The organism is Ensifer sp. 4252, from assembly GCF_050434565.1.
Classification (GTDB): Bacteria; Pseudomonadota; Alphaproteobacteria; order Rhizobiales; family Rhizobiaceae; genus Ensifer.
Map to the genome: position 1 here is coordinate 1 of NZ_JBNDIU010000043.1, position 23,351 is coordinate 23,351.

At 59.0% G+C, this 23,351-nt stretch carries 27 protein-coding genes and 2 pseudogenes; 18 read left to right on the forward strand and 11 right to left on the reverse strand.

Annotation, left to right across the window (positions count from 1 at the left end; translation table 11 throughout):
* Positions 1 to 205 precede the first annotated feature (205 nt).
* Positions 206 to 322, forward strand: a pseudogene (locus tag ABIE33_RS34550) (helix-turn-helix domain-containing protein); the annotation flags it as partial.
* Positions 323 to 699: 377 nt separating this feature from the next.
* Here ABIE33_RS34550 and ABIE33_RS34555 read toward each other — a convergent pair.
* The 5 genes from ABIE33_RS34555 to ABIE33_RS34575 form a co-directional block, all read right to left on the reverse strand.
* Entirely contained in the window at positions 700 to 876 is a 177-nt protein-coding gene (locus ABIE33_RS34555; protein WP_429133465.1) for a hypothetical protein, read from the reverse strand.
* A 41-nt stretch (positions 877 to 917) separates the two neighbouring features.
* Positions 918 to 2,339, reverse strand: coding sequence for a TRAP transporter large permease (locus ABIE33_RS34560; protein WP_429133466.1), 1,422 nt, complete (start codon positions 2,337 to 2,339; stop codon positions 918 to 920).
* Positions 2,336 to 2,974, reverse strand: a complete 639-nt coding sequence (locus ABIE33_RS34565) for a TRAP transporter small permease subunit (protein ID WP_429133468.1) — start codon at positions 2,972 to 2,974, stop codon at positions 2,336 to 2,338. Before ABIE33_RS34565 ends, ABIE33_RS34560 begins: the two co-directional genes overlap by 4 nt.
* Positions 2,975 to 3,031: 57 nt before the next feature.
* Positions 3,032 to 4,156, reverse strand: a complete 1,125-nt coding sequence (locus ABIE33_RS34570) for a TRAP transporter substrate-binding protein (RefSeq protein WP_429133470.1) — start codon at positions 4,154 to 4,156, stop codon at positions 3,032 to 3,034.
* A 196-nt stretch (positions 4,157 to 4,352) separates the two neighbouring features.
* On the reverse strand, positions 4,353 to 4,604 hold the full coding sequence (locus ABIE33_RS34575) for a hypothetical protein (protein WP_429133472.1): 252 nt from the start codon (positions 4,602 to 4,604) through the stop codon (positions 4,353 to 4,355).
* A gap of 237 nt (positions 4,605 to 4,841) precedes the next feature.
* Here ABIE33_RS34575 and ABIE33_RS34580 point away from each other — a divergent pair, with 237 nt between their 5' ends.
* Complete coding sequence (locus ABIE33_RS34580) at positions 4,842 to 6,620, forward strand: SLC13 family permease (RefSeq protein WP_429133474.1); 1,779 nt, start codon at positions 4,842 to 4,844, stop codon at positions 6,618 to 6,620.
* 44 nt (positions 6,621 to 6,664) lie between these two features.
* On the opposite strand, the gene ABIE33_RS34585 is transcribed toward ABIE33_RS34580, so the two are convergent.
* From ABIE33_RS34585 to ABIE33_RS34600, 4 genes are all read right to left on the reverse strand, one after another.
* A complete protein-coding gene (locus ABIE33_RS34585; RefSeq protein WP_429133476.1) occupies positions 6,665 to 6,802 on the reverse strand; it encodes a Thivi_2564 family membrane protein in 138 nt (45 codons plus the stop codon).
* Between the two features lie 82 nt (positions 6,803 to 6,884).
* A complete protein-coding gene (locus ABIE33_RS34590; protein ID WP_429133478.1) occupies positions 6,885 to 7,202 on the reverse strand; it encodes a hypothetical protein in 318 nt (105 codons plus the stop codon).
* An 88-nt stretch (positions 7,203 to 7,290) separates the two neighbouring features.
* Positions 7,291 to 7,479 (reverse strand): hypothetical protein, encoded by a 189-nt coding sequence (locus tag ABIE33_RS34595; RefSeq protein ID WP_429133480.1) that lies wholly within the window; start codon positions 7,477 to 7,479, stop codon positions 7,291 to 7,293.
* A complete protein-coding gene (locus ABIE33_RS34600; RefSeq protein WP_429133515.1) occupies positions 7,443 to 7,652 on the reverse strand; it encodes a hypothetical protein in 210 nt (69 codons plus the stop codon). The genes ABIE33_RS34595 and ABIE33_RS34600 overlap by 37 nt, the downstream gene beginning before the upstream one ends.
* Positions 7,653 to 7,698: 46 nt before the next feature.
* Here ABIE33_RS34600 and ABIE33_RS34605 point away from each other — a divergent pair, with 46 nt between their 5' ends.
* The 7 genes and pseudogenes from ABIE33_RS34605 to ABIE33_RS34635 all read left to right on the forward strand — a co-directional run.
* Positions 7,699 to 7,866 carry a hypothetical protein gene (locus ABIE33_RS34605; protein WP_429133482.1) on the forward strand — a complete coding sequence of 56 codons (168 nt, stop codon included), beginning with the start codon at positions 7,699 to 7,701 and terminating at the stop codon, positions 7,864 to 7,866.
* A gap of 257 nt (positions 7,867 to 8,123) precedes the next feature.
* On the forward strand, positions 8,124 to 8,366 hold the full coding sequence (locus ABIE33_RS34610) for a hypothetical protein (protein ID WP_429133484.1): 243 nt from the start codon (positions 8,124 to 8,126) through the stop codon (positions 8,364 to 8,366).
* A 10-nt stretch (positions 8,367 to 8,376) separates the two neighbouring features.
* A complete protein-coding gene (locus ABIE33_RS34615) occupies positions 8,377 to 9,612 on the forward strand; it encodes an adenylate/guanylate cyclase domain-containing protein (RefSeq protein WP_429133486.1) in 1,236 nt (411 codons plus the stop codon).
* Positions 9,513 to 9,833 carry a recombinase family protein gene (locus ABIE33_RS34620; RefSeq protein WP_429133488.1) on the forward strand — a complete coding sequence of 107 codons (321 nt, stop codon included), beginning with the start codon at positions 9,513 to 9,515 and terminating at the stop codon, positions 9,831 to 9,833. The genes ABIE33_RS34615 and ABIE33_RS34620 overlap by 100 nt, the downstream gene beginning before the upstream one ends.
* The gene (locus ABIE33_RS34625) at positions 9,799 to 9,927 is read left to right on the forward strand and encodes a hypothetical protein (RefSeq protein WP_429133490.1); all 129 of its coding nucleotides are present in this window, start codon (positions 9,799 to 9,801) and stop codon (positions 9,925 to 9,927) included. Before ABIE33_RS34620 ends, ABIE33_RS34625 begins: the two co-directional genes overlap by 35 nt.
* Complete coding sequence (locus ABIE33_RS34630; RefSeq protein WP_429133492.1) at positions 9,924 to 10,649, forward strand: 3-keto-5-aminohexanoate cleavage protein; 726 nt, start codon at positions 9,924 to 9,926, stop codon at positions 10,647 to 10,649. The genes ABIE33_RS34625 and ABIE33_RS34630 overlap by 4 nt, the downstream gene beginning before the upstream one ends.
* Before the next feature lie 7 nt (positions 10,650 to 10,656).
* Positions 10,657 to 11,100 (forward strand): annotated as a pseudogene (locus tag ABIE33_RS34635) (transposase); the annotation flags it as partial.
* Positions 11,101 to 11,541: 441 nt separating this feature from the next.
* On the opposite strand, the gene ABIE33_RS34640 reads toward ABIE33_RS34635, so the two are convergent.
* A complete protein-coding gene (locus ABIE33_RS34640; RefSeq protein ID WP_429133494.1) occupies positions 11,542 to 12,315 on the reverse strand; it encodes a GntR family transcriptional regulator in 774 nt (257 codons plus the stop codon).
* Positions 12,316 to 12,489: 174 nt separating this feature from the next.
* Between ABIE33_RS34640 and ABIE33_RS34645 the strand changes: the two genes are divergently transcribed.
* The 7 genes from ABIE33_RS34645 (at position 12,490) to ABIE33_RS34675 (ending at position 19,809) form a co-directional block, all read left to right on the forward strand.
* Complete coding sequence (locus ABIE33_RS34645) at positions 12,490 to 13,875, forward strand: 6-phospho-beta-glucosidase (protein ID WP_429133496.1); 1,386 nt, start codon at positions 12,490 to 12,492, stop codon at positions 13,873 to 13,875.
* Positions 13,866 to 14,801 carry a carbohydrate kinase family protein gene (locus ABIE33_RS34650; protein WP_429133498.1) on the forward strand — a complete coding sequence of 312 codons (936 nt, stop codon included), beginning with the start codon at positions 13,866 to 13,868 and terminating at the stop codon, positions 14,799 to 14,801. Before ABIE33_RS34645 ends, ABIE33_RS34650 begins: the two co-directional genes overlap by 10 nt.
* A 31-nt stretch (positions 14,802 to 14,832) precedes the next feature.
* On the forward strand, positions 14,833 to 16,101 hold the full coding sequence (locus ABIE33_RS34655) for an ABC transporter substrate-binding protein (protein WP_429133500.1): 1,269 nt from the start codon (positions 14,833 to 14,835) through the stop codon (positions 16,099 to 16,101).
* Between the two features lie 65 nt (positions 16,102 to 16,166).
* Positions 16,167 to 16,949: a 6-phosphogluconolactonase gene (locus ABIE33_RS34660; RefSeq protein WP_429133502.1), complete on the forward strand. Its 783-nt coding sequence runs from the start codon at positions 16,167 to 16,169 to the stop codon at positions 16,947 to 16,949.
* Between the two features lie 5 nt (positions 16,950 to 16,954).
* Positions 16,955 to 18,052, forward strand: a complete 1,098-nt coding sequence (locus ABIE33_RS34665) for an ABC transporter ATP-binding protein (RefSeq protein ID WP_429133504.1) — start codon at positions 16,955 to 16,957, stop codon at positions 18,050 to 18,052.
* Positions 18,049 to 18,942: a carbohydrate ABC transporter permease gene (locus ABIE33_RS34670; RefSeq protein ID WP_429133506.1), complete on the forward strand. Its 894-nt coding sequence runs from the start codon at positions 18,049 to 18,051 to the stop codon at positions 18,940 to 18,942. Before ABIE33_RS34665 ends, ABIE33_RS34670 begins: the two co-directional genes overlap by 4 nt.
* Positions 18,943 to 18,951: 9 nt before the next feature.
* Positions 18,952 to 19,809 carry a carbohydrate ABC transporter permease gene (locus tag ABIE33_RS34675; RefSeq protein WP_429133508.1) on the forward strand — a complete coding sequence of 286 codons (858 nt, stop codon included), beginning with the start codon at positions 18,952 to 18,954 and terminating at the stop codon, positions 19,807 to 19,809.
* Positions 19,810 to 20,417: 608 nt separating this feature from the next.
* On the opposite strand, the gene ABIE33_RS34680 is transcribed toward ABIE33_RS34675, so the two are convergent.
* Positions 20,418 to 20,654, reverse strand: a complete 237-nt coding sequence (locus ABIE33_RS34680; RefSeq protein WP_429133510.1) for a helix-turn-helix domain-containing protein — start codon at positions 20,652 to 20,654, stop codon at positions 20,418 to 20,420.
* 108 nt (positions 20,655 to 20,762) lie between these two features.
* Here ABIE33_RS34680 and ABIE33_RS34685 point away from each other — a divergent pair, with 108 nt between their 5' ends.
* Together ABIE33_RS34685 and ABIE33_RS34690 are read left to right on the forward strand one after the other, a co-directional pair.
* On the forward strand, positions 20,763 to 21,653 hold the full coding sequence (locus ABIE33_RS34685) for a LysR family transcriptional regulator (RefSeq protein WP_429133512.1): 891 nt from the start codon (positions 20,763 to 20,765) through the stop codon (positions 21,651 to 21,653).
* 508 nt (positions 21,654 to 22,161) lie between these two features.
* Positions 22,162 to 23,351: adenylate/guanylate cyclase domain-containing protein (locus ABIE33_RS34690; protein ID WP_429133514.1), on the forward strand; the 1,190-nt coding region annotated here is incomplete at its 3' end.

Below are 23,351 nucleotides of genomic sequence, written 5' to 3' on the forward strand. Positions count from 1 at the left end.
CCGAAAATGCGCCAATGCAATCGCGCTCCACGGCAACCCACAAGATCCTCCGGCAAAGAAAAATCCGGCCTGCCACCCGATTTGCCCCACGTACCTGCGACCTACTTCGCCTTGCTGTAGATCGACGCGAGTTCGACCACCTTGAGAACCTGGTGCTGTACGACGCCGGCCACGACATTCGCACGTCGACCCATGAGCTAACCAAGCAAAGCCGTTGGTGTCGGCCGGCATGGTGGCGGAGACGCTCGAGGGTCATGCCGCAGCCGGCGCGGGGCATCGACTTGGAACTCGCTTGCGCGAAATGACGGGCAGGGGAATTTTCGGGCGTGGTGAATCGCATAGCACGGAAGGCAGGATCGTCGCCATGGCAGGCGATGGCGTCAACGACGCGCCGGCCGAGCGGTATCGTTATGCGGTGAGGTCGGTGCGGTGTTGGGCGTCAGGCAAGACAGGATGATGCTCATCATTTACCCTCTCCGCGCAGAGTTCGACACTCGGACTGGCGCCCGAACGGCCGCCCAAAGCGCCGACCGATCACCCCACGTGCCGTTGACGCCGGGCCGCGATCTGCCGGCGCTTTGGCCCGCATTTGAGCTTTGGCCAGAAAGATCCACGTCTCGTGGAGCTTAAAGGTTCGGAGCGGGCCGACGCCACTGATGCCTGCCCGATTTCACTCGTTCTCTAAACAGCGACGGGCAGTCAGGGCGGTGGAAGCCGGCGGCGAAACAGCTGATCCCAAATGTCGTAGCCCGCCAGCGACAGCCCAATCAACATCACGATTGCGAGATCGATGCGCGGGACAAATACCGCGATGATCGCGCAGAATGAACTGAGGACGAGAAATGCGGACACCGCGAAGAGACGTTTCAATTTCATGTCTCAATCCTTTGCTCGTCCGACCGTGAGCCACATGATGCTCATCCCCCATAGATCGCGTTCGGCAGCGAGAACACCAGATCGGGGAAGATATATATCATCACCATGCAAAGGATGACGATCGCCATATAGGGCAGCATTCCTCGAAATATGTCGGTGAGCTGGACGTGTGAAGGCGATACCCCCTTAAGATAATAAGCTGACATCGCCATGGGCGGGGACAAGAATGCCGTTTGCAAGTTGATGGCGACAAGGATGCCAAAAAACAATGGATCGATGCCGAAGTGTGGCAAGAGCGGTATGAAGATCGGAATGAAGATAACAATGATCTCCGTCCATTCCAGCGGCCAGCCCAAGACGAAGATGATGAGTTGTGCCATGATGAGGAACATCAGCGGCGACATGTCGAGACCGGTCACGAACTCGCTGATAAGCTGTTGACCGCCCAAGTAGGCGAACACTGAGGCAAAGGTTGCCGAACCGACGAATAGCCAGCAGACCATCGCGGAGGTTCGCGCAGTCAGATAAACCGACTCCTTCAGCCGCGACCACGTCAGCGCACGATAGGCTACGGCAAGTAGCAGCCCCCCGAGCGCGCCGATTGCCGCGGCTTCGGATGGTGTGGCGAAACCGAACAGAATTGCGCCCAATACTGCAAGGATGAGGAAGGCGAGAGGCACAAAGGATGTAACCATCATCCATACGATCTCTAGGGCGGTGTGCTCGCCGACGTCCTCCCTCGTTGGCTTCGGCGCAAGCTGCGGCTGCAGGACGGCTCGAAACACGACGTAAAGCAAGTAGAGCCCGGCTAGAAGCAATCCGGGCAGAAGTGCGGCGGCGTACATGCGCACAACCGATATTCCGGATGTGGCTGCATATACGATCAGCAGAATGGATGGTGGGATGAGAATGCCCAGCGTGCCGCCAGCGCAGATGACGCCGGTGGCGTATCGCACATCGTATTTGGCTTTGAGCATGGCTGGCAGGGCAAGAAGGCCCATCAATGTCACCACCGCGCCAACGATGCCGGTGGCCGTGGCAAACAGCGTACACGTTACCAAAGCGGCGACTGCCATTGAGCCGGGGAGCCTGCGTGTGGCTATATAAAGCGTTGAGAACAGCCGATCGACGATGTTTGCTCGCTCGACGATGTAACCCATGAACAGAAACAACGGAATGGCGGTTAGAACATCATTCTGAATGACCGAGTAGGTCTGGTTGACGAAGAGATCAAAAATGCGGTTGTTGAAATAGCCGCCGAACCACGTCTCCGCTAGCGTAAATTGATCCGCGCCAGATACGACGGCGCGGTCGTAGGCACGCCACATTCGGCTAACGTCGTAATAGGCGTAGTATCCAAAACCCACACCGAGCGCCATCAATGTGAACGCCACGGGAAAGCCGAGAAAGATCGCAAGGATCAGTATGATGAGCATTCCAACTGCAACATGAGCATCGGTCATGGTTTGCCCTTATCCCGCCCCTCAACTGATCCGACATGCTCGATTGTCTGCTCGTGCCCAGGCCGCAATACGTCAAGACTCTTCGTCGCGAGCAGCACCTTCTCCAGTTCCTCGACATCTTCAGCAGCTTTCAACCACTCGCCGGTCCTGATGCAAAGGATGCAGCGGAATAACTGCGCTACTCCCTGAAGGAACAGGAGAATACCAGCTGCAACGATGACCGTCTTGAACTGGAAGATCGGGACACCGGCGGGGCTGTTGGAACTGACTTCAAGATAGCGCCAGCTGCGTTCGGCATACTTCCAACCGGAAATTACGAGCGCCGTTACGCCTGGAAAAAAGAAGATGATGTATAGGACAAGTTCCAATCGGGCCTGCGTTCGGGGCTTCCAAAGCCGATAGATGAAGTCCCCACGCACATGGCCGTCACGCGAGAGGGTGTAAGCACCCGCCATCATGAACAGCGTACCATAGAGCATGTAGCTAAGATCAAAGGCCCAGGGCGTCGGCGCACGAAAAAAGTACCGCACGACCACCTCGTAGCCCACCCCGAAGGCCATGATGAGGACGCTCCAAGCGAACACCTTTCCAAACCATGCCGAAAGGTCATCGGCAAACGCGATGTAGCGGACCATAGACGCTCCCCTTTGGCGTTCCCAATCGCTGGCGGACTATCGGTCCGCACGTCAGCCTTAAAGCTTTAGCTTGCCAGGGAAGTAGTGCTCATACGCCAGCGCCAGATCAGCCGAGTTCATGAGCTCGTAGAAGACCACCCTCTCTACCCAGGCGCGCTGACTGTCGAGAACGCGCTTCATGAATGCGTCAGCCTCCAATGTGGGGATGATTTGGTCCCACGCCTTCAATTGGGCATCCAGGATCTCTCTCGGAGTACGATGTACGGTGACCCCGTGCTCCACTTGGAGCTTCTGAAGATCGCTTGAATAATGATCCATCGCCAGCGCCGTGTTCGAAGTGCTTGCCGCCTCTACGCCATATTCAAGGATCGCTTTCAGGTCGTCCGGAAGATCGTCAAAAACGTCTCTGTTGAAGAGAAACTCGAACGATTCACTCGCCTGATGATAGGAGGAGAGAATGTAGTTCTTTGCAACGTCTTGTGATCCGAAGCGGAGGTCGGATGAAGGATTGTTGAACTCGAAGGCATCGATGACGCCTCTCTCCATCGCCGGCACGATTTCGCCGCCGGGAAGCTGGGCGACGCTCATTCCCATGTTCTGCATCAGGTCGGCGGCCAAGCCTACCGTGCGGTACTTCAAACCATTGACCTCCGCTGCGCTCGCAACTGGAGACTTGAACCAGCCGAATGGTTGCGCCGGCATGGGGAAGCCGTAAAACCCGTAGACATTGAGGCCCATAATGTCTTGGGTAAGTTCGCGATACAAATCCTTGCCTCCACCTTGATGGAACCACCCCAACATGGTGGTCGCGCTGCCTCCGAACACGGGGCCCGTCCCGAACAAGGAAGCTGCCTTGTGCTTTCCGTACCAATAGACTGGCACAGTGTGGGCGGCATCGATCACTCCGTCATTGACGGCATCGAGTACTTGAAACGCACCCACGACCGCCCCTGCGGGCAGGAGTTCAAACTTTATGCGTCCACCCGACATTTTCTCCACGCGTTCGATGTATTGGCGCGCGAAGTCCATCCAGATATCCGACGCTGGCCATGAGGTTTGCATCTTGATGACAGTTGGTGCCTGCGCCAGAACAGGTGGCGCGCTCAGAACGCCGACAGCGGCTGCACCGGCAAAAGTTGACGCGCCCAACAACTCGCGCCTTGAGATTGTCTTCTCAACCATAGTACTTCCTCCCGTAATTTGCTTAGTCGCCTGTTCTTTTCTTCTTAGCTCCACATCACAACACTAAAGCATGATGACGGCGATTGAAGAATACACATAATGTTGATGCTCTCTCACAGAGCGCCGAACAGCAAACGCCCGCTATATTGTGAAAAATTCGCCTCCCCTCCATTTCGCATATTTCTGGGCCACCCTTTCACGCTGCACCAGAAATCGAGTGTAAGTAAATTGATCGGATCCGTTCAAACTGGGCCGATTTTGGTTTGAGTTTTCCGGTGAACTCACCGTTCTTGTGACGCAGGGCCGGCAGATTGTTACGCCAGGCGCCAGCATCGATATCGTAGAGGAGCATTGCGCCGCCTACCAAAGCATGGATTATGTTCAGACGAACTCGCCTTGCCTGGACGAAAAGGGCTGGCGAGCCAAAGTTGCCAAGATGGTATTTCACGCGCCTGTTCGTATCGCTTACGTTCACGCCGATTGCTGCGATTGTCTATTCGGTCCAGTTCGGAAGAATTCTTTAGTCATCTGATCGCGCGTGCGTCCGCTCTGCGAAGCTGAAAACAACCAGAACGGACCTTTGGGGGCCACACCGTTGCATGAAGCTGGTAAGCTATCCCGACATCAGCTCTTCAGGCGCGTTAAATTGGCCTGGCATTGAGCAGAGTTAGTCGGGACTTGATCCATGACACAGGCTCAGGCTATCGCTTTCACCATTCTCATCGGCTTGATGGTCGCCTTCATTTGGGGACGGCTGCGCTACGACCTCATTGCGGTTCTCGCACTGCTTGCCGCAGTTTTCTCAGGCATCGTGCCGCACAAGGCTGCGTTCTCCGGCTTCGGGGACGACATCGTTATCATTGTAGCCAGTGCGCTTATCGTCAGCGCCGCGATTGAACGCAGTGGTGTCATAGAGGCATTTCTCCATCGGGTAGCGCCCAGCGTGACCTCTGTACAGGGTCAGCTTGTTATTCTCGTAACGACTGTTTCGGTTCTCTCCGTTTTCATCAAGAACATCGGCGCGCTGGCGATGATGATCCCAGTTGCATTCCAGATGGCGCGCCGGTCCAATGCTTCCCCTTCGTCTTTTCTCATGCCGATGGCGTTCGGTTCCTTGCTTGGCGGGCTTACGACCCTCGTCGGCACGTCGCCGAACATCGTCGTCTCTCGGATGCGCGAGGAACTAACGGGCCGCCCTTTCAATATGTTCGATTTTACTCCCGTCGGCATAGGGCTTGTCGCAGCGGGAGTAGTCTTCCTGGCGCTTGGCTACCGGCTGCTTCCCGAGGAACGCTCGGCGGTCGCGACAATGGAGAAGGCGCTCAACATCAAAGACTACATGACCGAGGCCCGCGTTACAGCGACTTCGTCCGTCATCGGCAAGTCGATCACTCACCTGTCCATCTTGTTGGACGAAGAGGTCCTGGTCACTGGCCTCATTCGCAATCGGGTGGAGCGCGTGATTCCACTGCCGGATGTCATCCTCCGTCAAGGGGATATCGTTCTGCTCGAAGGAGACCCTCAGGCGCTCGAGCGAGGCATCAGTCGTGCGCGTCTGGAACTGGAGGGGCACGATCGTCCCACGGAAGCAAAGGGACATGACGAGGAGATTGCCGGTATTGAGGCGGTGATCGGCCCGAAATCAGTCTTGATCGGGCAGACCGCCAAGCGTTTGGCGCTGCATGATCGCTTCAACATCATTCTGCTCGCAGTAAGCCGGAGCAGTGAGCGCTTCACGGATCGATTGCGAGACATCGCGTTAAGGCCGGGTGACGTTCTCGTTTTGAAGGGCGATCTTGTGCTTCTGCCATCCAGGTTGATGGAACTCGGGCTTCTTCCGTTGGTCGGGCGCGAAATCCGCTTGGGGAACCCCCGAAAAGGTCTGATTCCGGTGGGGATCCTGACTGGGGCCATGGTGCTAACGGCATTCGGCCTGCTGCCCGTCGCCACGGCCTTCTTTACGGCTGCGGTGCTGACGGTGCTGATCGGTTCACTTTCGCTTCGGGAAGCTTACGAAGCCGTCGATTGGCCCATCCTGATAATGCTTGGCGCTCTCATTCCGGTCAGCGAATCGATCCGTGCGACCGGTGGCGCCGACCTTATCGCCGGGGGCCTCGGGCGTATTGCTACCACCTTGCCACCATATGGCGCCCTTGCAATGATCATGGTGTTCGCAATGGCCGCTACGCCGTTTTTGAACAATGCGGCCACTGTTCTCGTAGTCGCTCCGATCGCTGTTACCCTTGCTCAGCGCCTTGGCTACAATCCCGATGCGTTTCTAATGGCGGTCGCGGTGGGAGCGGCCTGCGATTTTCTTACGCCTGTTGGACACCAGTGCAACACTTTGGTGTTGGGTCCCGGCGGGTATCGTTTCGGCGACTATTGGAAGTTGGGGCTGCCGCTGTCGTTCATTGTGGTCATGCTCGGCGTGCCTCTGATCCTGTGGTTTTGGCCGCCCATATAGCACGCAAGCGTCGTTTCAATTCCGATTTCAGGTCCACGGTAGCGTCAGCCTGACCATTCGACGACGACAACAACGATGTGGGCCATCTGCTTCATTGTCGAGTCGATCGGAAGTTTTTGCACGAGCCACAGCACCAGGGCGATCACAACGCACGTGATTAGGATGTTGATTACAATGAACATGCCCTTTGAAGGAGCGGCTTTTCGACAGTGGAAGCGTAAATATGCCTGAGTTCCGATGGTAAGAACTTGCTAGTTGCCTTCGTTATCGCTCGGGCTTGTCGGTGGGATGGGCGAAACGCGAACAGCGGGCTGTCCTGATCGTCACCCCCGCGACCTCGAGCGCCAGTTGCGCATCGTCCAGTTTGTCGAGATCCGCGCCGGTCAATACCCGGCGGGGTTCTCCAAGCCGATCTGGGCCGCGATGGCGGCGGCGGTTCCGGCATGGTCGCCGGTGATCATCTTGACGCGGATCCCCGCGGCCCGGCATTCGGCCACGGAGGCGATCTGGACGCGGCGGGTCGATGATGCCGACAAGGCCGAGAAAGGCGAGGCCGCTTTCCACCGCCGCGGAATCGATCACGTCCCCGCTCTCCTTCCGCTCCGCCAAAGCCAGAACGCGAAGTCCCCGCGAAGCCATAGCCTCGGCGCGTTCGTGCCAGGGGGCAAGTCTATGCCGCCGCACATCCGCAGGACCCGCTCGGGCCTCCCTTCACACGAACGACGCCGCCGTCCTGGCTTTTGCTAAGCACGGCCATGAAGCGGTGACGGGAATCGAAGGGGATGGAATCGAGCCGTCGGCCGTCGGGCCGGTGATCGCCGATCACCTTGCCGGCGAAGGCCAGCAAAGCCCCTTCCATCGGATCACCTTCAACGATCCAAAGTCCCGTCTCGGCAGGTAATTGCCGCGTCGTTGCACCGCGATGCTGTGCGCGCCAGACGTGTCGCCCGGAGGCGCGACGGTGCCAGCCGGGGCGTAGCCTTCGCCGGCAATCTCGAAGATGCCGTCGGGCGTCAGCAATGGCATAGTCACGGAACCTTTGCCGCCATGAACCGTTATGCTTCTGAGGAGGTGTGACATGGACTACGCTGTCTCTATGCTCGTCGTGATGGTCGTAGCAGTAATCCTTGGTTCCGCCGTCGCGTATGGAATATTCACCAACCGGCGCTGCGATGCCGAGTTGAAGCTAACCAAACAGGACAAATCGGACGAGACGGCCTGGCGGAGGGAATTTATCCGTGACTAGGCGCTGCCTCGCATCATATGCCTGCGCTGGTGACCGACCATGACCGCGCGGGAGGTACTGCTGTTGATCATCACAGCGTTTCTCCTCACATCTCTGCTGCTCATATACAACTCCTACTACCAGCCCATATCGACAAACGATACGGGGCCGCCGGCTGTCAACGACAAGAGCGAGGTTCTCGTCAATTTTGCACCTAGTGAGCGCTAACTCTTGCCTTGGCAAGGTTGCGGCCGGCTGCGGGAACGCGCGACTGGCACGTGCAGCTTTCGGCTGTTCCCGTCAGCAACGCGCAGCGTGTGCAGAACCTCGTCAATCCCGTCGTCATCGAACCAATCGGAACCGACATCCTGGTCGATGGCAAAGTCGGTTCCGCTTCGCTGGGGATGACCGTGACCATCGAGATCAAGACCGGTGCGCCCGGAACGTTTACGTACCACCTTTCGAAGCGTACCATCCGCACACTGCCACTTGCTCGGCGCCATGTAATCCTCAATGCATGAGGTGGTTCCCTTGGAGCAATCGACTGACGACGGTTCGCTGGATGTGCAAGTAGCGGTAAGGATGGCGGGTACGGGATACGTCCTGGCATTTCTGACCGGATTGGCGTTTGCACCAGTTGGATATTTTCTATTTAGTTCGGCCGCATTCGCACTTCTGAGTGTTGGCTTCTCCGTTGCCTATTTGCTTCTGCCTTTCGCGTCGGAGTTGGCGCCCCCATGGGCCGTCAGACTATTTTTCATTCTTCTGCTCACCCTGCATTACGCGATCGTATTGCTTTGCGTCGGGCCATATGCGGGCGTGGAAGCTTTCACGGTCTGCCTGGCTGCGCTCCCACTGCTCCTGTTTGCGAAATCTGAGCGGCTGATGCTTTGGGTTGCGTATGGAACGATTGCGGTTGGTGTCGTCACTGCCGAGGTCGTTTCTATTGGCCAACCGCCCCTGCTTGTTCTGGAGCAATCCGACCGAACATCCGCATACATCGCGAACATCGCCACTGTGGCCACGGTCATGACATTCTTGCTTTTTAGTTACTCGCGATCTTCGATCGCCAACTATATCAAACTTCAAAAAGAACGCTTGAAATCGGAGGCGATGCTCCGCGAGCTCGTTCCCGCAGATGTTGCTCAGCACCTACTCAGGGGTGAGAGTGTCCCGGCTCAGAGCCCCGGCGAATGCACCGTTCTGTTCGCCGACCTTGTTCATTTCACCGACCTTGCGGAAAACCTCTCGCCCGTTCATTTGGTCGAGCTGCTTAATGGCATCTTCAGCGACATCGATAAACTATGCGAGGGGCATGGCATCGAAAAAATCAAAACTATAGGCGATTGCTACATGTGCGCCACGGGCATCTTTCCGCATCAGAATAGGATTGTCGGGATTGCTATGGTGGGCACCGGAATAGTCGATGTTGTCAATCATTGGGCGGAGAAGTCCGGCTATCCGCTATCGGTCAGGATCGGTATCTGCACGGGGCAAGTCATATCCGGAGTGATCGGAACCAAGCGTCCGCTTTTTGACATTTGGGGCCAAACCGTAAATATCGCGCAACTGATGGAAAGCAAATCGACGGGCAATTGCATCTTTGTCTCGGAGAGTACGCATTGGCGCCTTCGGGAGCACTTCGCTTTCGAGCCGGTTCCCGATGTTTGGTCGAAGTCCGGTCATGCATTGCATGCGTATCGTTTGGTGCCGTCTGCGACCTACGTCGGGGACTCAGTGGCCGACTGGGATCAAAGGGCCAAATAGGCACCGCGTGTCGTGCGGCAGCACACGTTGGACCACCCGGCGAGCTGATATTTCATGTCTTCGGCGCCATCGCTCATTTCGAAAGACGTCTCATCTCGGAGCGAACAAAGGATGGTATTGCAGCTGCGCGGGCGAAAGGTAACAGCCCGGCCGCCACCGCTCGATATGAAGAAGGTCGATGCGGCGATGAAACTTGTCGGCGCTGGAACGTCGCCGGTTGAAGCTGCAAAGCAGCTAAATCTGGGCCGCTCTACAATCTATCGGGAAATGCGCAGGCTCGGGGTGAGCCGATCTTCGGGAGTGGGAACCACATGATTGTTCAGGCCTGTCTCAACGGCGCACGCGCCAGCGACTTCCACCCGCGACTTCCGCTTGAGCCGGAAGACATGGCGCAAGATAGCGCACTCTGTATCGCCGCAGGGGCGGCCGAGCTTCACCTCCATCCACGTGGAACCGAAGGAAATGAAAGCCTTGTGGCTGTGGACGACACCATTCTGGCCGTTCGTCGCACCTGCCCCGGCACGCTTATTGGCGTTTCGACGGGAGCGTGGATTGAGAATGACGAGAATCGAACCCGCGCCTGCATTGCCCAATGGAGGGAGCTGCCGGATTACGCCTCAGTGAACCTGTCGGAGCATGATGCACCTGCCGTCATGGGATTACTTCGACATCGTGGGGTAGGAATTGAAGCAGGGCTTGCCTCGATCGCCGACGCTGAGCGCTTTGTAAAGCTCCCCGGCCACAGTCAAGTTTTCCGTGTACTGATAGAAATCGAAGAGCAGGCTCTCGGCGTAGCACGTCAGGTCGCGGATGACATTGCCGCCGTGCTTAATCGTGCTGGCCTGCGGCGCCCCATTCTTCTGCATGGGGTTGACGCTACCGTGTGGCCCTTCGTCGAACTTGCACACCAACGTCGCTGGTCCACCCGGGTCGGTCTAGAAGACGACAAACACCTCAAGGATGGGACGATCGCGACCGATAACGCTGCCCTTGTGGCGAACGCGGTCAACATTTTCCGTGGAACGTCTGCTGACTGATCCGTGGGCGCGCGCGGCCGAAACGCAGATCGACCCCTACTTGATGAGTGATGAGGCGACAGCGTTCATAGCCCTTGGCGAGAATTATTTTAGGCATGACACCGTCAATCATTCCAGCCGCGAATACGTTCGTGACGCCGTTCATGTCAATTCGGTCGAAGGTTTCAATTCCCGCGTCCGCCGCACAATTGCTGGCGTCTTTCATCAAATCAGCCCGCAGCACGCCCACCTGTATTTCGACGAGATCGGTTTCCGCTGGTCACAGCGCATTGTGACTGGCCAGGCTGTGCGGAAAAGCCGAAATGGCGTGGAACGCATGAAAACAATGTGGTCACGGGTACCGCCGGCGCTGCAATTGCTGCAGGTCTTCCGCGCTGCTACCGGTCGGCAAATGCGCGGAAGTCCGGATGGTGGGATCATCGTCAAATCAGCCGTCGCTGTCTTTGGTTGATAAAGGCCAAGATCGCATAATGTATCGGCTGGAACTGCTCGCGCTGCATACATGTTTTTGACGGCGCTATGGATCGCCTCAAGGGTATAGCTCTCTAACCGAAAAATCCGACGCCGAACTCCGACCTGACGACTTCACGCCGGTCAGGGGAGTGAGCTTTCAAAGCCCGGGGGTCAGGGGAAATTGCCTCGGAAGCGGCTGCCGGCGCTAGTTTGAGCCGCGCTGGCAGCGCCCGGGTTCTAGAACGAACGCTCATCGACTATCGCTGGCCGCAAACTGCCTAAGTTGTGGTTGAGTTCGATATTGCAATGGCCCGGGCAAAAAGTGGCTCGCTGAAATCGTTAGCGGAAAATCGTACGGCGTTTATCGTCTAAACTTAACGGCCATATGGGAATTTTCGGTTTGAAACGGCAAGGCAAATTCCACAAGAGGTGTTTTTGACTATCGACGTTGATTCATCTGCGTCAGCGTCAAAGGGTAGCGAAGCGGGTGATAGGCGGCAGCGCTGATGTTGACGGTTCGGTTGGTTGCATCATAGGCGACTTGATCGAGAGTAAGAACCGCAGCCGGAATTTCCATTTGCAGTAGCTCGGCCTCTGCGTCTGTCGCGAGCCGCGCGCTGACTGTCGATTGCCCGCGGGCCGGGAACACGCCGTAGGTTTGTTCGAATTCGGAGTAGAGCGAACGGTTCTCCGCCGTCCAATCGAGCTTGAGAATACCGGGCGTCATTCCCGCAGAAAACCAGTCGCGCTGGACGACGACGGGCAGGTCGTTCAGCAGGCGCAATCGCTCCAGATAAACCACTTCGGCGCCGACCGGCAGAGAAAGAGACCGCGCGATCTCTTCGCCGGCCTTGATTACTTCGCCTGTCAGAAGGCGCATGCTTGGTCGTAACCGGTTCTCGATCGCCGTTTGCGTAAAGCTCCTGACGATTTCCAGCTCATAGCTCGGCTTCGGCTCCGACACGTAGATGCCCTTGCCCGGCCGGCTCTGGAGATAACCGAGATGTTCAAGTTCCTTGAGAGCCTGGCGCACGGTTATGCGGCTGACGCTATATTGCGTCACCAACTCCCTCTCGGAGGGAAGTTTCTCATTCGTCGCCCATTCGCGCTGATCAATCTTCGCCTTCAGCAGATTGCGCAGTTGGATATAGAGCGGATCGGGGTGATTGCGCTCTATCAGGGGTTCGCTGCGTTGGTTGGCGTACGCCGACATTGAGGTTCCTGCCTTGTGATCGAGGCGCTTGATTATTGCAAATACACGCAAATGTCGTCCGACGAAACGCCCGCATGGCCGCGAAGATGCACGCCGGGTCGAGTCAGTGAACCATAGTTGACATGACTGGTTATGACCAGTACTGATCGTGCTGTCCTATTGGCGGAGCATGACATGAAACTTACCCTGATCGGCGGCGGCGGTGTCCGCGCCCCCCTATTTGTCGGTTCGGCGCTGCGGCGCGCGGAAAAGAGCGGGCTGACCGAGATCTGCCTTCAGGATATCAATGAGAAGAAATTGGAGCTCTTCGGTCGCATCAGCCAGGAAGTGGCCCGGCGCGTGCAATCGCCGGTGCGCATTACCGTGACGCCCGATGCTGAACGCGCGCTCGACGGCGCGAAATATGTGGTCACGACCGTCCGCCCCGGAAACGAGGAGGGGCGCATCAAGGACGAGCGGATCGCGCTCGCCCATGGCGTGCTCGGGCAGGAGACCACCGGTCCCGGCGGCTTCGCCATGGCGCTCCGCAGCATTCCGGTCATCCTCGGTTATGCCGAGATCCTGAAGCGCCGGAGCCCTGATGCGTGGCTTTTCAACTTCACCAACCCGGCCGGCCTGGTCGCACAGGCCCTGCAGGATTCCGGTTATCACCGCACCATCGGAATCTGCGACGGCGCGAACGGAGCCCAGGAAGCGCTTGCCCGCTGGTTCAAGGTGCCGCAGAACGATGTCCATGCCGAAGTCTACGGGCTGAACCATCTCTCCTTTACCCGTGGCGCGACGCTGAACGGCAGGGAAGTGCTGCAGCCGTTGCTCGACGACGAGGCTTTCCTCAAGGCTACCTCGCAGCGGATGTTCGATCCCAGCCTGATCCGCCGCCAGCGCAACTGGATCAACGAATATCTCTACTACTACTATTACGCGGAACGTGCCGTGGAGGCGCTGAAGTCGGACACTCGCACGCGTGGCGAGGAGGTCAAGGACCTGAACGCCGCACTCATGGCGCGCCTCGGCGGGATGGATCTGGACAGCGATGCCGATGTGGCCCTCTCCGCCTACTACGCCTACGAGCGCCGGCGCAACGCCACCTACATGCACTACGCCTTTGAAGACGCGCCGAGCATGGAGGCTGCCGACCAGGTCTCGGATCATCCCGCCCACGGCGAGACAGGCGAGGAGGGAGAAGGCTATGCCGGTGTCGCGCTGAATCTCATTGACGCGCTGGAGACCGGCGTGCCCTGCTATAGCGGCCTGAACGTGCGCAACGAGGGTGCGATCGAGGGGCTCGCCGATGACGATGTCGTGGAGGTGAGTTGTGTCGTCGACAAGGCGGGCATAAAGCCGCTGCCGATCGGAAAGATGCCGGAATCGCAGGCCCAACTGATCCTCAACGTGAAGCGCTACGAACGGCTCGCGATCCGCGCCATCCTGCAGCGCGACCGGCAGACAGCCATCGAGGCGCTGATGGCGCATCCGCTGGTTCTGTCCTATTCCCGCGCAGAGCCGCTCGTGGACGAATACCTCGCCGCGCACGCCGCCCACACGGGAGAATGGCATTGAGTGAACCGAACGACCGAACGGCCTTCGAGGTCGTGGTGATCGGCGAATACTATTTCGACCTGATCTTCCGCGGCCTGCCCGGTGCGCCAACGATCGGGACGGACATCTGGGCGAAGGAGTTCGACTGGCTTCCGGGGGCGTCGTTCTCGACCGCGCTTGCGTTTGCCCGCCTCGGTACGCGGGCCGGCTGGTGGTGCACCTTCGGCAACGACATCTTCAGCCGCATGATCGTCGACGAAGCGCGGCGGGAAGGCATACCGACAGAGCTCTTCCAGATGGTCGACCGGCCGCTCAGGCGCGTCAGCGCCGCGTTTTCGCTTTCGCACGACCGCGGCTTCATGAGCTATTCGGAAGAACCGGAGGGCCTGATTGCACGCGAAGAACTTCGGCGGCTCAAGCCGCGCGTCCTGTTGCTGCAAGGTTTCTCGCTGGATCCCGAGCGTCTTGCTCTGATCGAAGAGGGGCGTTCTCTCGGCGTCTTGGTGTGCTCGGATTGCCAGCATATCGACATGACGCTCGATACGCCTTCGATGCGGGAGGCGTTGTCGTCGATCGACGTGTTCCTGCCCAATGCCAAGGAGGCGCTCGACCTGACCGGCGCAGCGGATGTGGAGGGTGCCCTGGCGCTTCTCGCCGAACTCTGCCCGACCGTTGTGGTCAAATGCGGCGGGGAGGGGGCGATCGCGATGCACGAGGGTCAGCGATACGCAGTATCCGCACTTGCGGTTGAAGTCTTCGACACGACCGGCGCAGGCGATTGCTTCAATGCCGGCTTCGTGCACGGCCTCCTGAGCGAACCAGACTTCGAGTCTGCGCTCGAGATTGGCGTCATCTGCGGTTCGCTGGCCGTCACCGGCTATGGTGGCCGCAATCTTCCCTATCTCGACGACCTTCCGAAATACAGGCGAGCGAGGGCTCCCGTATAGCAGCGTCCAGTGCAAAACAAAGGTGGGAACAATGGCAAGATATAAACTGGGACTCCTGGCCGGCGCGGCCCTGATGGCATCGATATCGGCCGTTTCGGCGCGAGCCGAAACCGTTTCGATGTTCTGCTCGGCAACCGATTACGAGCTCTGCGAAAAGGGAGCGGCGCAATGGTCGAAAACCTCGGGCCATGAGGTGAAGATCAATCGCATGCCGCAGAACCTCGACGATGCGATCCCGATCTACCAGCAGCTCTTCGCCGCCAACTCGGCTGATGTCGACGTGCTTTATATCGACGTGATCTGGCTCGGCATGTTCAAGGACCACCTTGCCGACCTCGCGCCGCTGGTGCCGGAGCATGAGGTGAAGGCGCATTTCGCCTCGGCGACCGGCGCGGCGCGGCTTGAAGACAAGCTTGTCGCCATGCCGTTCTACATCGACACCGGCCTGATGTTCTATCGCAAGGACCTTCTGGAGAAGTACGGCAAGCAGCCGCCGAAGACCTGGGACGAACTGACCGCGACGGCCAAGGAGATCCAGGACGCGGAGCGGGCGGCCGGGAGCCCCGACATCTGGGGCTACGTCTGGCAGGGAAGGAGCTATGAGGGCCTCACCTGCGACGCACTCGAGTGGATCGCTTCGAGCGGTGGCGGCACGATCGTTTCCGACGACGGTGAAGTCACCATCAACAATCCGAAGGCCGTCGAGGCGCTGACGCGGGCGCGCGACTGGATCGGCACGATTTCGCCGCAGGGCGTGTTGAACTACGACGAGGAGGCTTCACGTGCGATCTTCGAAAGCGGCAACGCCGTCTTCCACCGCAATTGGCCCTATGTCTGGGGCACCTCCCAGGCTGAAGGCGCCGGCCTCGTCGGCAAGGTCGGCGTGATGGCGCTGCCCGTGGGCGCGGCAGGCGAGGGCTCCAGCGGCGCGCTCGGTACGGCCTATCTCGGCGTTTCGAAATATTCGAAGAAGCAGGACATCGCTGTGGACCTTCTGCGCTATATGGTCGGCCTCGAGGACCAGAAGATGCGGGCGATCGAAGGTGGCTACAATCCCACTGTCGCCGCCCTTTACGAGGACAAGGACGTGCTGGCGAAGATCCCGTTCCTTGAAATGGCAAAGGCAGCCTTCGAGGAGTCCGTGGCACGTCCCTCGGCCATCACGGGCAAGAACTACAACCGTGTTTCGCGAACCTTCTACCGCGCCGTCCACGAGATCATTTCGGGCGCCGATGACGTTGCGGGAACGGTCGAGCAGATGGCCCGTCGCATCGAACGCGACGTGAAGGCTACCGACTGACATCGAAGATCCCGGCGGGCATGGTCGTCTGCCGGGATCAATCTCCAAGCAAACAGGAATCTTGAGTGACCGTTCGCCTGTTCGAAAAGCCCGAAGCAATCGGAAACCATGCCGCAAGCCATCTGCTGGCGCGCCTGGGCGCGGCCGTGGGCAGGCCCTATCTCCTCGGATGTCCGACGGGGCGCACGCCGCGACCCGTCTATGCGGCACTCGCCGAAGCCGTGCGGTATGAGCCCTCGGACCGCTCGCATCTCGTGCTTGTGATGATGGACGAATATACGATCGAAGATGGCGCCGGACGGCTTCGTCTTGCCGATCCGTCCGCGCATTTTTCCTGCCGCGGCTTCGCTGACCGGGAGATCGTCGCGCCGATAAATGCGGTCCTGCCGCCGGAGTTCCGGATTCGTTCGGAGAACATCTGGTTTCCCGATGTGGACGAACCAGCCTCCTATGACAAGCGCATTGCGGAGGCGGGCGGTATCGACTGCTTCCTGGTTGCGTCCGGATCCGGCGATGGTCATGTCGCTTTTAATCCGCAGGGCAGTGAACTCGGCAGCCTCACCCGCATTGTGACGTTGGCCGAGCAGACCCGGATCGACAATCTGAAGACCTTCCCTGCCTTCGAAAACCTCGACGCCGTGCCGCGGCATGGCGTCAGCGTTGGGCTGCAGACGATCCGGTCGGCTCGCCATTGCATGCTTTTGCTTTGGGGGAGGGAAAAGCGCGAAGCGTTTCGGCGGGTCACCAATGCCGCCGGCTTTGATGCGGATTGGCCTGCAAGCATCGTGCTGGCCGCAGCAAGCCACGACATCCTCGCGGACCATGCCGCGGCCGACAATCGGAGATAGAGCATATGGCGTCCGTCACGTTGAAGAACGTCAGCAAGAGTTTCGGCGTCTATGACATCATCCGCAATGTCGACCTGGAGATCGCCGACGGCGAATTCGTGGTTTTCGTGGGCCCCTCGGGCTGCGGAAAATCCACCCTCCTGCGATTGATCGCGGGCCTCGTGCCGGTTTCAGACGGCGCCGTGCTGATCGGCGGTGATGAAGTAACGGATGTCCCGGCCTCGAAGCGCGGCATTTCCTTCGTCTTCCAGTCCTATGCGCTCTACCCGCACATGAATGTTTCGCGCAACATCAGTTTCGCGCTGGAGACGGCACGGATCGGCAAGGCGGAGATCGTGCGCAAGGTCGAGGCGGTCGCCAGCATGCTGAAGATCGGTCATCTCCTGGAGCGTAAGCCGCGCCAGCTTTCCGGCGGCCAGCGTCAGCGCGTTGCGATCGGCCGTGCGCTCGTCGCCGATCCGGAAGTCTTCCTCTTCGACGAACCACTGTCCAACCTTGATGCAGACCTGCGCACCGAGATGCGTTTCGAAATCGCCAAGCTGCATGCCGAAGTCAAGACGACGATGATCTACGTGACCCATGACCAGACGGAGGCAATGACGCTCGCCGATCGAATCGTTGTCTTGAACCACGGCAAGGTCGAACAGACAGGCACGCCCCGCGAACTCTACGATCGCCCCGCGACCCGCTTCGTCGCCGGCTTTCTCGGGAGCCCGAAGATGAACTTCGCGCCGACTTTGCTGACCGATGGTCGGCTGGCGGGGCCGGGCGGGTTTTCCTACGCGCCTGGCCTGGCGACGGGCGCCACGGCGAGCGAGATCGGGCTGCGGCCGGAAGCGTTGGCGCTGTCGGCGCAGCCGGGCTCCGGTACGATCGAGGGCCTCTTCGAGAGACAGGAAGATCTCGGCCACGAATACCTCTGCTATATCCGCATCGGCGAAGGGCTGATCTGGACCGTTCGAGGCTCTGGCGCGCCACCCGCGTTTTTGCCGGGACAGACCGTTCATGTCGGCTGGTGCGCGGAGAATCTCTACCTCTTCGACAGGGATGGCCAGCGGCTCGACCACAGGCCAGCCGGCCGAGTGGCAGAGGAGGTTGCATGACGCCGACGGATCGCGCCCGGCGCGCCGAAACGCGAGTAGCATGGCTCTTCGTGGCCCCCCTTGTCGTCATCTTGCTGGCGGTTGCCATCTGGCCGCTGGGCCGCACGGTGTTCTTCGCCTTTACCGATGCTTATCTCGACAATCCCGGCAGCTATGATTTCGTCGGTTTCGCGAACTTCGTAACCGTCTGGGAAGACGTCACCTTCTGGCGGGCCGTCCGCAACACGCTCGTGTTCACCGTCGTCTCCGTGGGCATCGAGACCATGTTTGGGCTCGCGATCGCACTGTTACTGCATCGAGCGTTCTTCGGCCGCGGGCTGGTGCGGGCGGCGATCCTCATTCCCTGGGCCATGCCCATGGTCGTTTCGACGCGCATCTGGGACTGGATGCTCAACGATCAGTTCGGCCTCATCAACAAGGTGCTCGTCGAACTCGGCATCATCGCCAAGGGCATTGCCTGGACCGCCGACCCGTCCCTGCTTCTCGGCGTGGTGATCTTCATCGACGTCTGGGTCACGACGCCCTTTATGGTGCTGCTCATTCTCGCCGGCCTCCAGCTCATCCCAGAGGAGCTCTACGAGGCGGCAGAGGTGTCGGGCGTGCCGCACTGGAAGCGTTTCTGGTCGATTACGCTGCCGCTTGTGGCGCCCGCCATAGGCGTTGCCATGCTCTTCCGCACGCTCGACGCACTGCGCATGTTCGACCTGAGTTACGTACTGGCCGCCAACAATGCCAACACGATGACCATGTCGATCTATGCGCGTGACCAGCTCATCGGCTTTCAGGATCTCGGTGTCGGTTCGGCTGCCTCGACCTGGGTTTTCCTGATCATCGGCCTCATTGCCATCGTCATCGTCGGCTTGCTTCGGCTCGACCGGCCACATCATTAGGGGGCGATCATGGCCATACGACATTCCAACGCGACCTATCGGTTGATCCGTCGCCTTAAATCCGTTGGTCTCTATGCGGCCGTTGCCGTGGTCATGGTCTATATTCTCTTTCCCTACTACTGGGCGATCGTGACCTCGACGAGATCCGCGCAGGCGATCTACGGCTTCAGCCTGCTGCCGTCCCTCGACCTAACCAACTACGTGCAACTCTTCTCGAACGCCGTGTTCATTGGCGCGCTGGTGAACTCCATCATCGTAGCGCTTGCCAGCACCATGATCGCGCTCGCCATCGGCATTCTCGCGGCCTATGGCTTCGGCCGGCTGCATTTCGCGGCGGGGCGCTATCTGCTGATTGCGGTTCTGATGATCTCCGTCTTTCCTCAGGTCGTGGTGCTTTCGGGCATGTTCGAGGTGATCGGCTGGTTGAGGCTCTACAACAGCCCGGGCGCGCTGGTCGTTTCCTATCTCATCCTGACCTTGCCCTTCACGACCTGGATCCTGACCAGCTTCATTCGCGATCTGCCGGTGGAGCTCGAGGAAGCGGCGTTGATCGACGGCTGCTCACGGCTGCGCATCCTTACCCATGTGCTGCTGCCGCTGATGTGGCCGGCCATCGCCAGTACCGGCCTGCTAGCCTTCATCCTGTCGTGGAACGAGTTCCTTTTCGCGCTGACCTTTATCCTGACCGACGAGAACCGGACAGTCCCGGTGGCGATCGGCCTCCTCACGGGCAGCAGCCGATACGAGGTGCCATACGGCCTCCTGATGGCTGCCTCGGTAACGGTAACACTGCCGCTGCTTGCTCTCGTTCTTATCTTTCAGAGGAAGATCGTGGCAGGCCTCACGACTGGGGCCGTTAAAGGGTAGGCGACGTGCATTCTGCCTGGTGGCCATTCGTGACACCACCGGCAGCGTCGAAAGCCGCCACTGGTTTTTGCCGGGCGAACTCTATGCAGATACCGTCAGCCCCGCGAGAGAAGGCCTGCAGGTGGTGGTAGGTCTCGTCCCTGTACGCGATAAACAGGAATGTAGGTTGTGAACCCATAGCCTCCATGCGGCTTATGAGTGATTGCAAGACGATTGTCGCAAGCTCTGCTTACTCCCAGGGGTGCCGGTAGCTTCGAGACAGCCTGCGTACTCCAAATCCGCAAACGGTCCCGTCAATAGGCCGAGTTTCGCCAATTCGTCGCTGTAAAGGACATGCGGGATTCTACCCAGTAAAAGACGTCATGCTTTGTCAACTCAATGGCAGCTTTTGGGAAATCACCAATAAGGTCGGAATAGCTGGAATGAGGACGCAACAGCGCAACAAATCGAAAGTCGCTTCGGGCTGCGTGCAGCTAAAGTCGGCGGCGGGCCGAAGAGAACCGTGCTTCGCGAGGCCGGTGACACGGCTGTTGCGAGTGTGTTCACGTTCTGGGCCAAGAAGGTCGCATAATGTATCGACGGGAACGCTGGTGCCGTTTCGCTTAGCGCTAGAGAGCGGAAAGCCGGTCGAGTGCATCTTTTGGATTGAATCCGAGGATCGCTGCGATTTCGAGAAGCTCTACTACATCGACCCTGCGTTGACCGCTTTCTAGGCGGGCGACGAACGACTGATATTCGCCCAGTTGGGCAGCGAGTTCCGTTTGCGTCAGGCCTGCGGCCTCCCGCTTTTCAATCAACAGCGCAATCAGCGCTTTGTGCCTCGGCGTCCCAAGCGTTTTGGCCACGATTGCCCACCTTGTTCAAGATGGGGTCTTCATCTATATCTGATTTTCAGTTATCTTAAATTCAGATAATCGTGACTTGCACGAAGCTGCGATAGATGGAGTGTCGCCATGGAACTTCGCCAGCTGAGTTACTTCGTGGCGGTTGCCGAGGAGCTGCATTTTGGTCGGGCGGCGGCACGGGTGCATATCGCCCAGCCGGCCTTGAGCTGTCAGATCCAGTCGCTGGAAAAGGAGCTCGGTGTTCGCCTCTTGGAGCGCTCGACCAGAAGGGTCGAGCTGACCAGGGCAGGGGAGATCTACTACGATCGCTGTGTGCGGATCCTTGGCGATGTCGATCTGTCGGCCGAGATGGTGCGCTCGGTTGCCGGCAAGGCGAGACGCAAGATCCGGATCGGAACCGTCTATCCGGCAACGATCGGCCTGCTACCGGCGTTCCTGGCGCGCATTGGTAGAAAATATCCCGATATCGAGCTGCATATATCGAGCGGCTCCACCAACGACATCATCCGCGGCCTGGAGAACGGTCAGATCAACCTCGGCTTCATCCGTCCGGTCGAAAACATCGGCTCGCTCCGGTTCTTCTCGATCGCGCATGAGCGCTACCTGCTGGCGGTGGAGAAAAGTAGCGCGCTGCTTTCCCGCAGCGAGATCGGCATCGAGGATCTAAAGGGCGAGAAGATCATCTCGTTCTCGCGGCAGAACCTCTCTTACACGGAACGCTATTTCGCAGAGAAGTTCGAGGAGCACGATCTTTCAAAGAGCGTCGCCTATACCTGTGACGACACCTTCTCGCTGGTATCACTGGTGTCGGCCGGTCTCGGCATCGGCTTTGCGCCGGAATGGACGCTGGATCTGCCCAACCGCAACTTCGAGCTCAGGAAGGTGCGTGGCGTCGACTTTCGGATCGGACTTGGGGTCGCTTGGTCCAAGGATGACCCGACGGCCGCCCGTGACGACATCATCGATATCGCCCGGTCGCTTGTCAGGGCGGGAAGGTGAAGGTCGAACGGAGCGGCTTGCCGGGCCTAGGCTTCCCGGATGCCGCCCCTTTGTTCATTTTGAAAAGGGAAGGGGGCCGCCGCCCAGCTTCCTTCGCTCCACTTACGTTACGCTCAGTGCAAGCCGGTTGCCCTCGTTGTCTGCGATCCCTCAATCAAGTGGAGCGGCTTGCCGAGCCTAGGCTTCCCGGATCCCGGCCGTTGGCCGTCACTATGCAAATCCTCCGAGGCGAGGCTTTTAACCGGTCAAGCTGCGCGCGAACGGCTTTGGCAGCGTCGCTGCCGGCGCCCGCTACGCTCGTTAAGAGTGCTCAGCTCATGAGTTTAACAGCTCCCAAGAACCAGAGACGACAAACCGGTTGGCGGTCCCGATCGAGTATGCCAACTCATTCGTCAGATCAGGATCGATCCTTGTCGGCATAGGATCGTACCGAGTGCCGCGTGTCATCACCAGTAAAGGCCAAACGTTGTTGCTTGAAGGCGAGACGACCGCAGCGTAACCTCGTCCAATGCCGGACAATGACGAACCGATCTTCATTCCTGCCGGTCCCGAAAGGAAGCTGGCAGTGATTCTTGCGGCTGATGTCGCAGGCTACAGTCGCTTAATGGAGCGCGACGAGGAGGGCACTCATGAGCGACTGCAGGTACTGCTGCGCGATGTCGTTCGGCCGGCTGTGGAAATACACAGGGGGCGTATTGTCAAAACGGCGGGGGACGGGCTCCTCGTGGAATTCGCGAGTGCCATTGAGGCGGTGCGCTGCGCCGTAGATCTCCAGCAAGCGATTGCCGAGGGGAACAAGGGTATTGCTGAAGACCGCCGACTGACATTCCGCATAGGCATCAATCTTGGTGACGTCCTCATTGACCACGATGACTTGTTCGGAGATGGGGTCAATATCGCTGCGCGACTGGAGGCGATGGCCGAACCAGGGGGTGTACTTATAAGTCACACTGTCCATGAGCACGTCGAGCGCAAGTTGCCGGTCCACTTTGACGATCAGGGTGAGTGTGCCCTGAAGAACATCAGCCGACCCATTCGGGTGTACCGAGTTGGCTGGGAGGCCCTACTGGCACGCCCCGCACCCGCAGCACTGGAGGTTTGGAACTCAGGTGTCTCGGTGAAGCTCCCGCAGGTGGCTTCGATCGCTGTCTTACCGTTCACCACAATGAACAGCGACGCGGAGCAGGCATATTTTGCCGATGGTCTCGCTGAAGACCTAATTACCGATCTTTCCAAGGTTCAGGGCCTACTAGTGATCGCCCGTCATTCGAGCTTTGCCTACCGGGATCGATCCAGCGATCTGCGCGTGATCGCCAGAGAGCTTGGCGTCCGCTATCTCATCGAAGGCAGTGTGCGGAGGGCATCAACGCGCGTGCGGATCAATGCGCAGCTCATCGATGCTTCCAACACGAGCTGCCTTTGGGCTGAGCGGATCGATTGCGATTTGGCGGACATCTTCACACTGCAGGACGAAGTCATCGTTAAGATCATCAACGCACTTGCCGACGTTCTGCCTGCGGCGAGACGCTTTCCCAAGCGTAGGGTAACCGATCTCGCGGCCTACGACCTGTTCGTGCGCGGGCGGGCGCTGGCGACGCAGTCACTTCGGGAAACTAGAGCGGCGCGCCCGCTGCTGTCCAAGGCCATCGAAATTGATCCGGACTTTGCAGCGGCATACGCTTGGCTTGCGATGAGCCA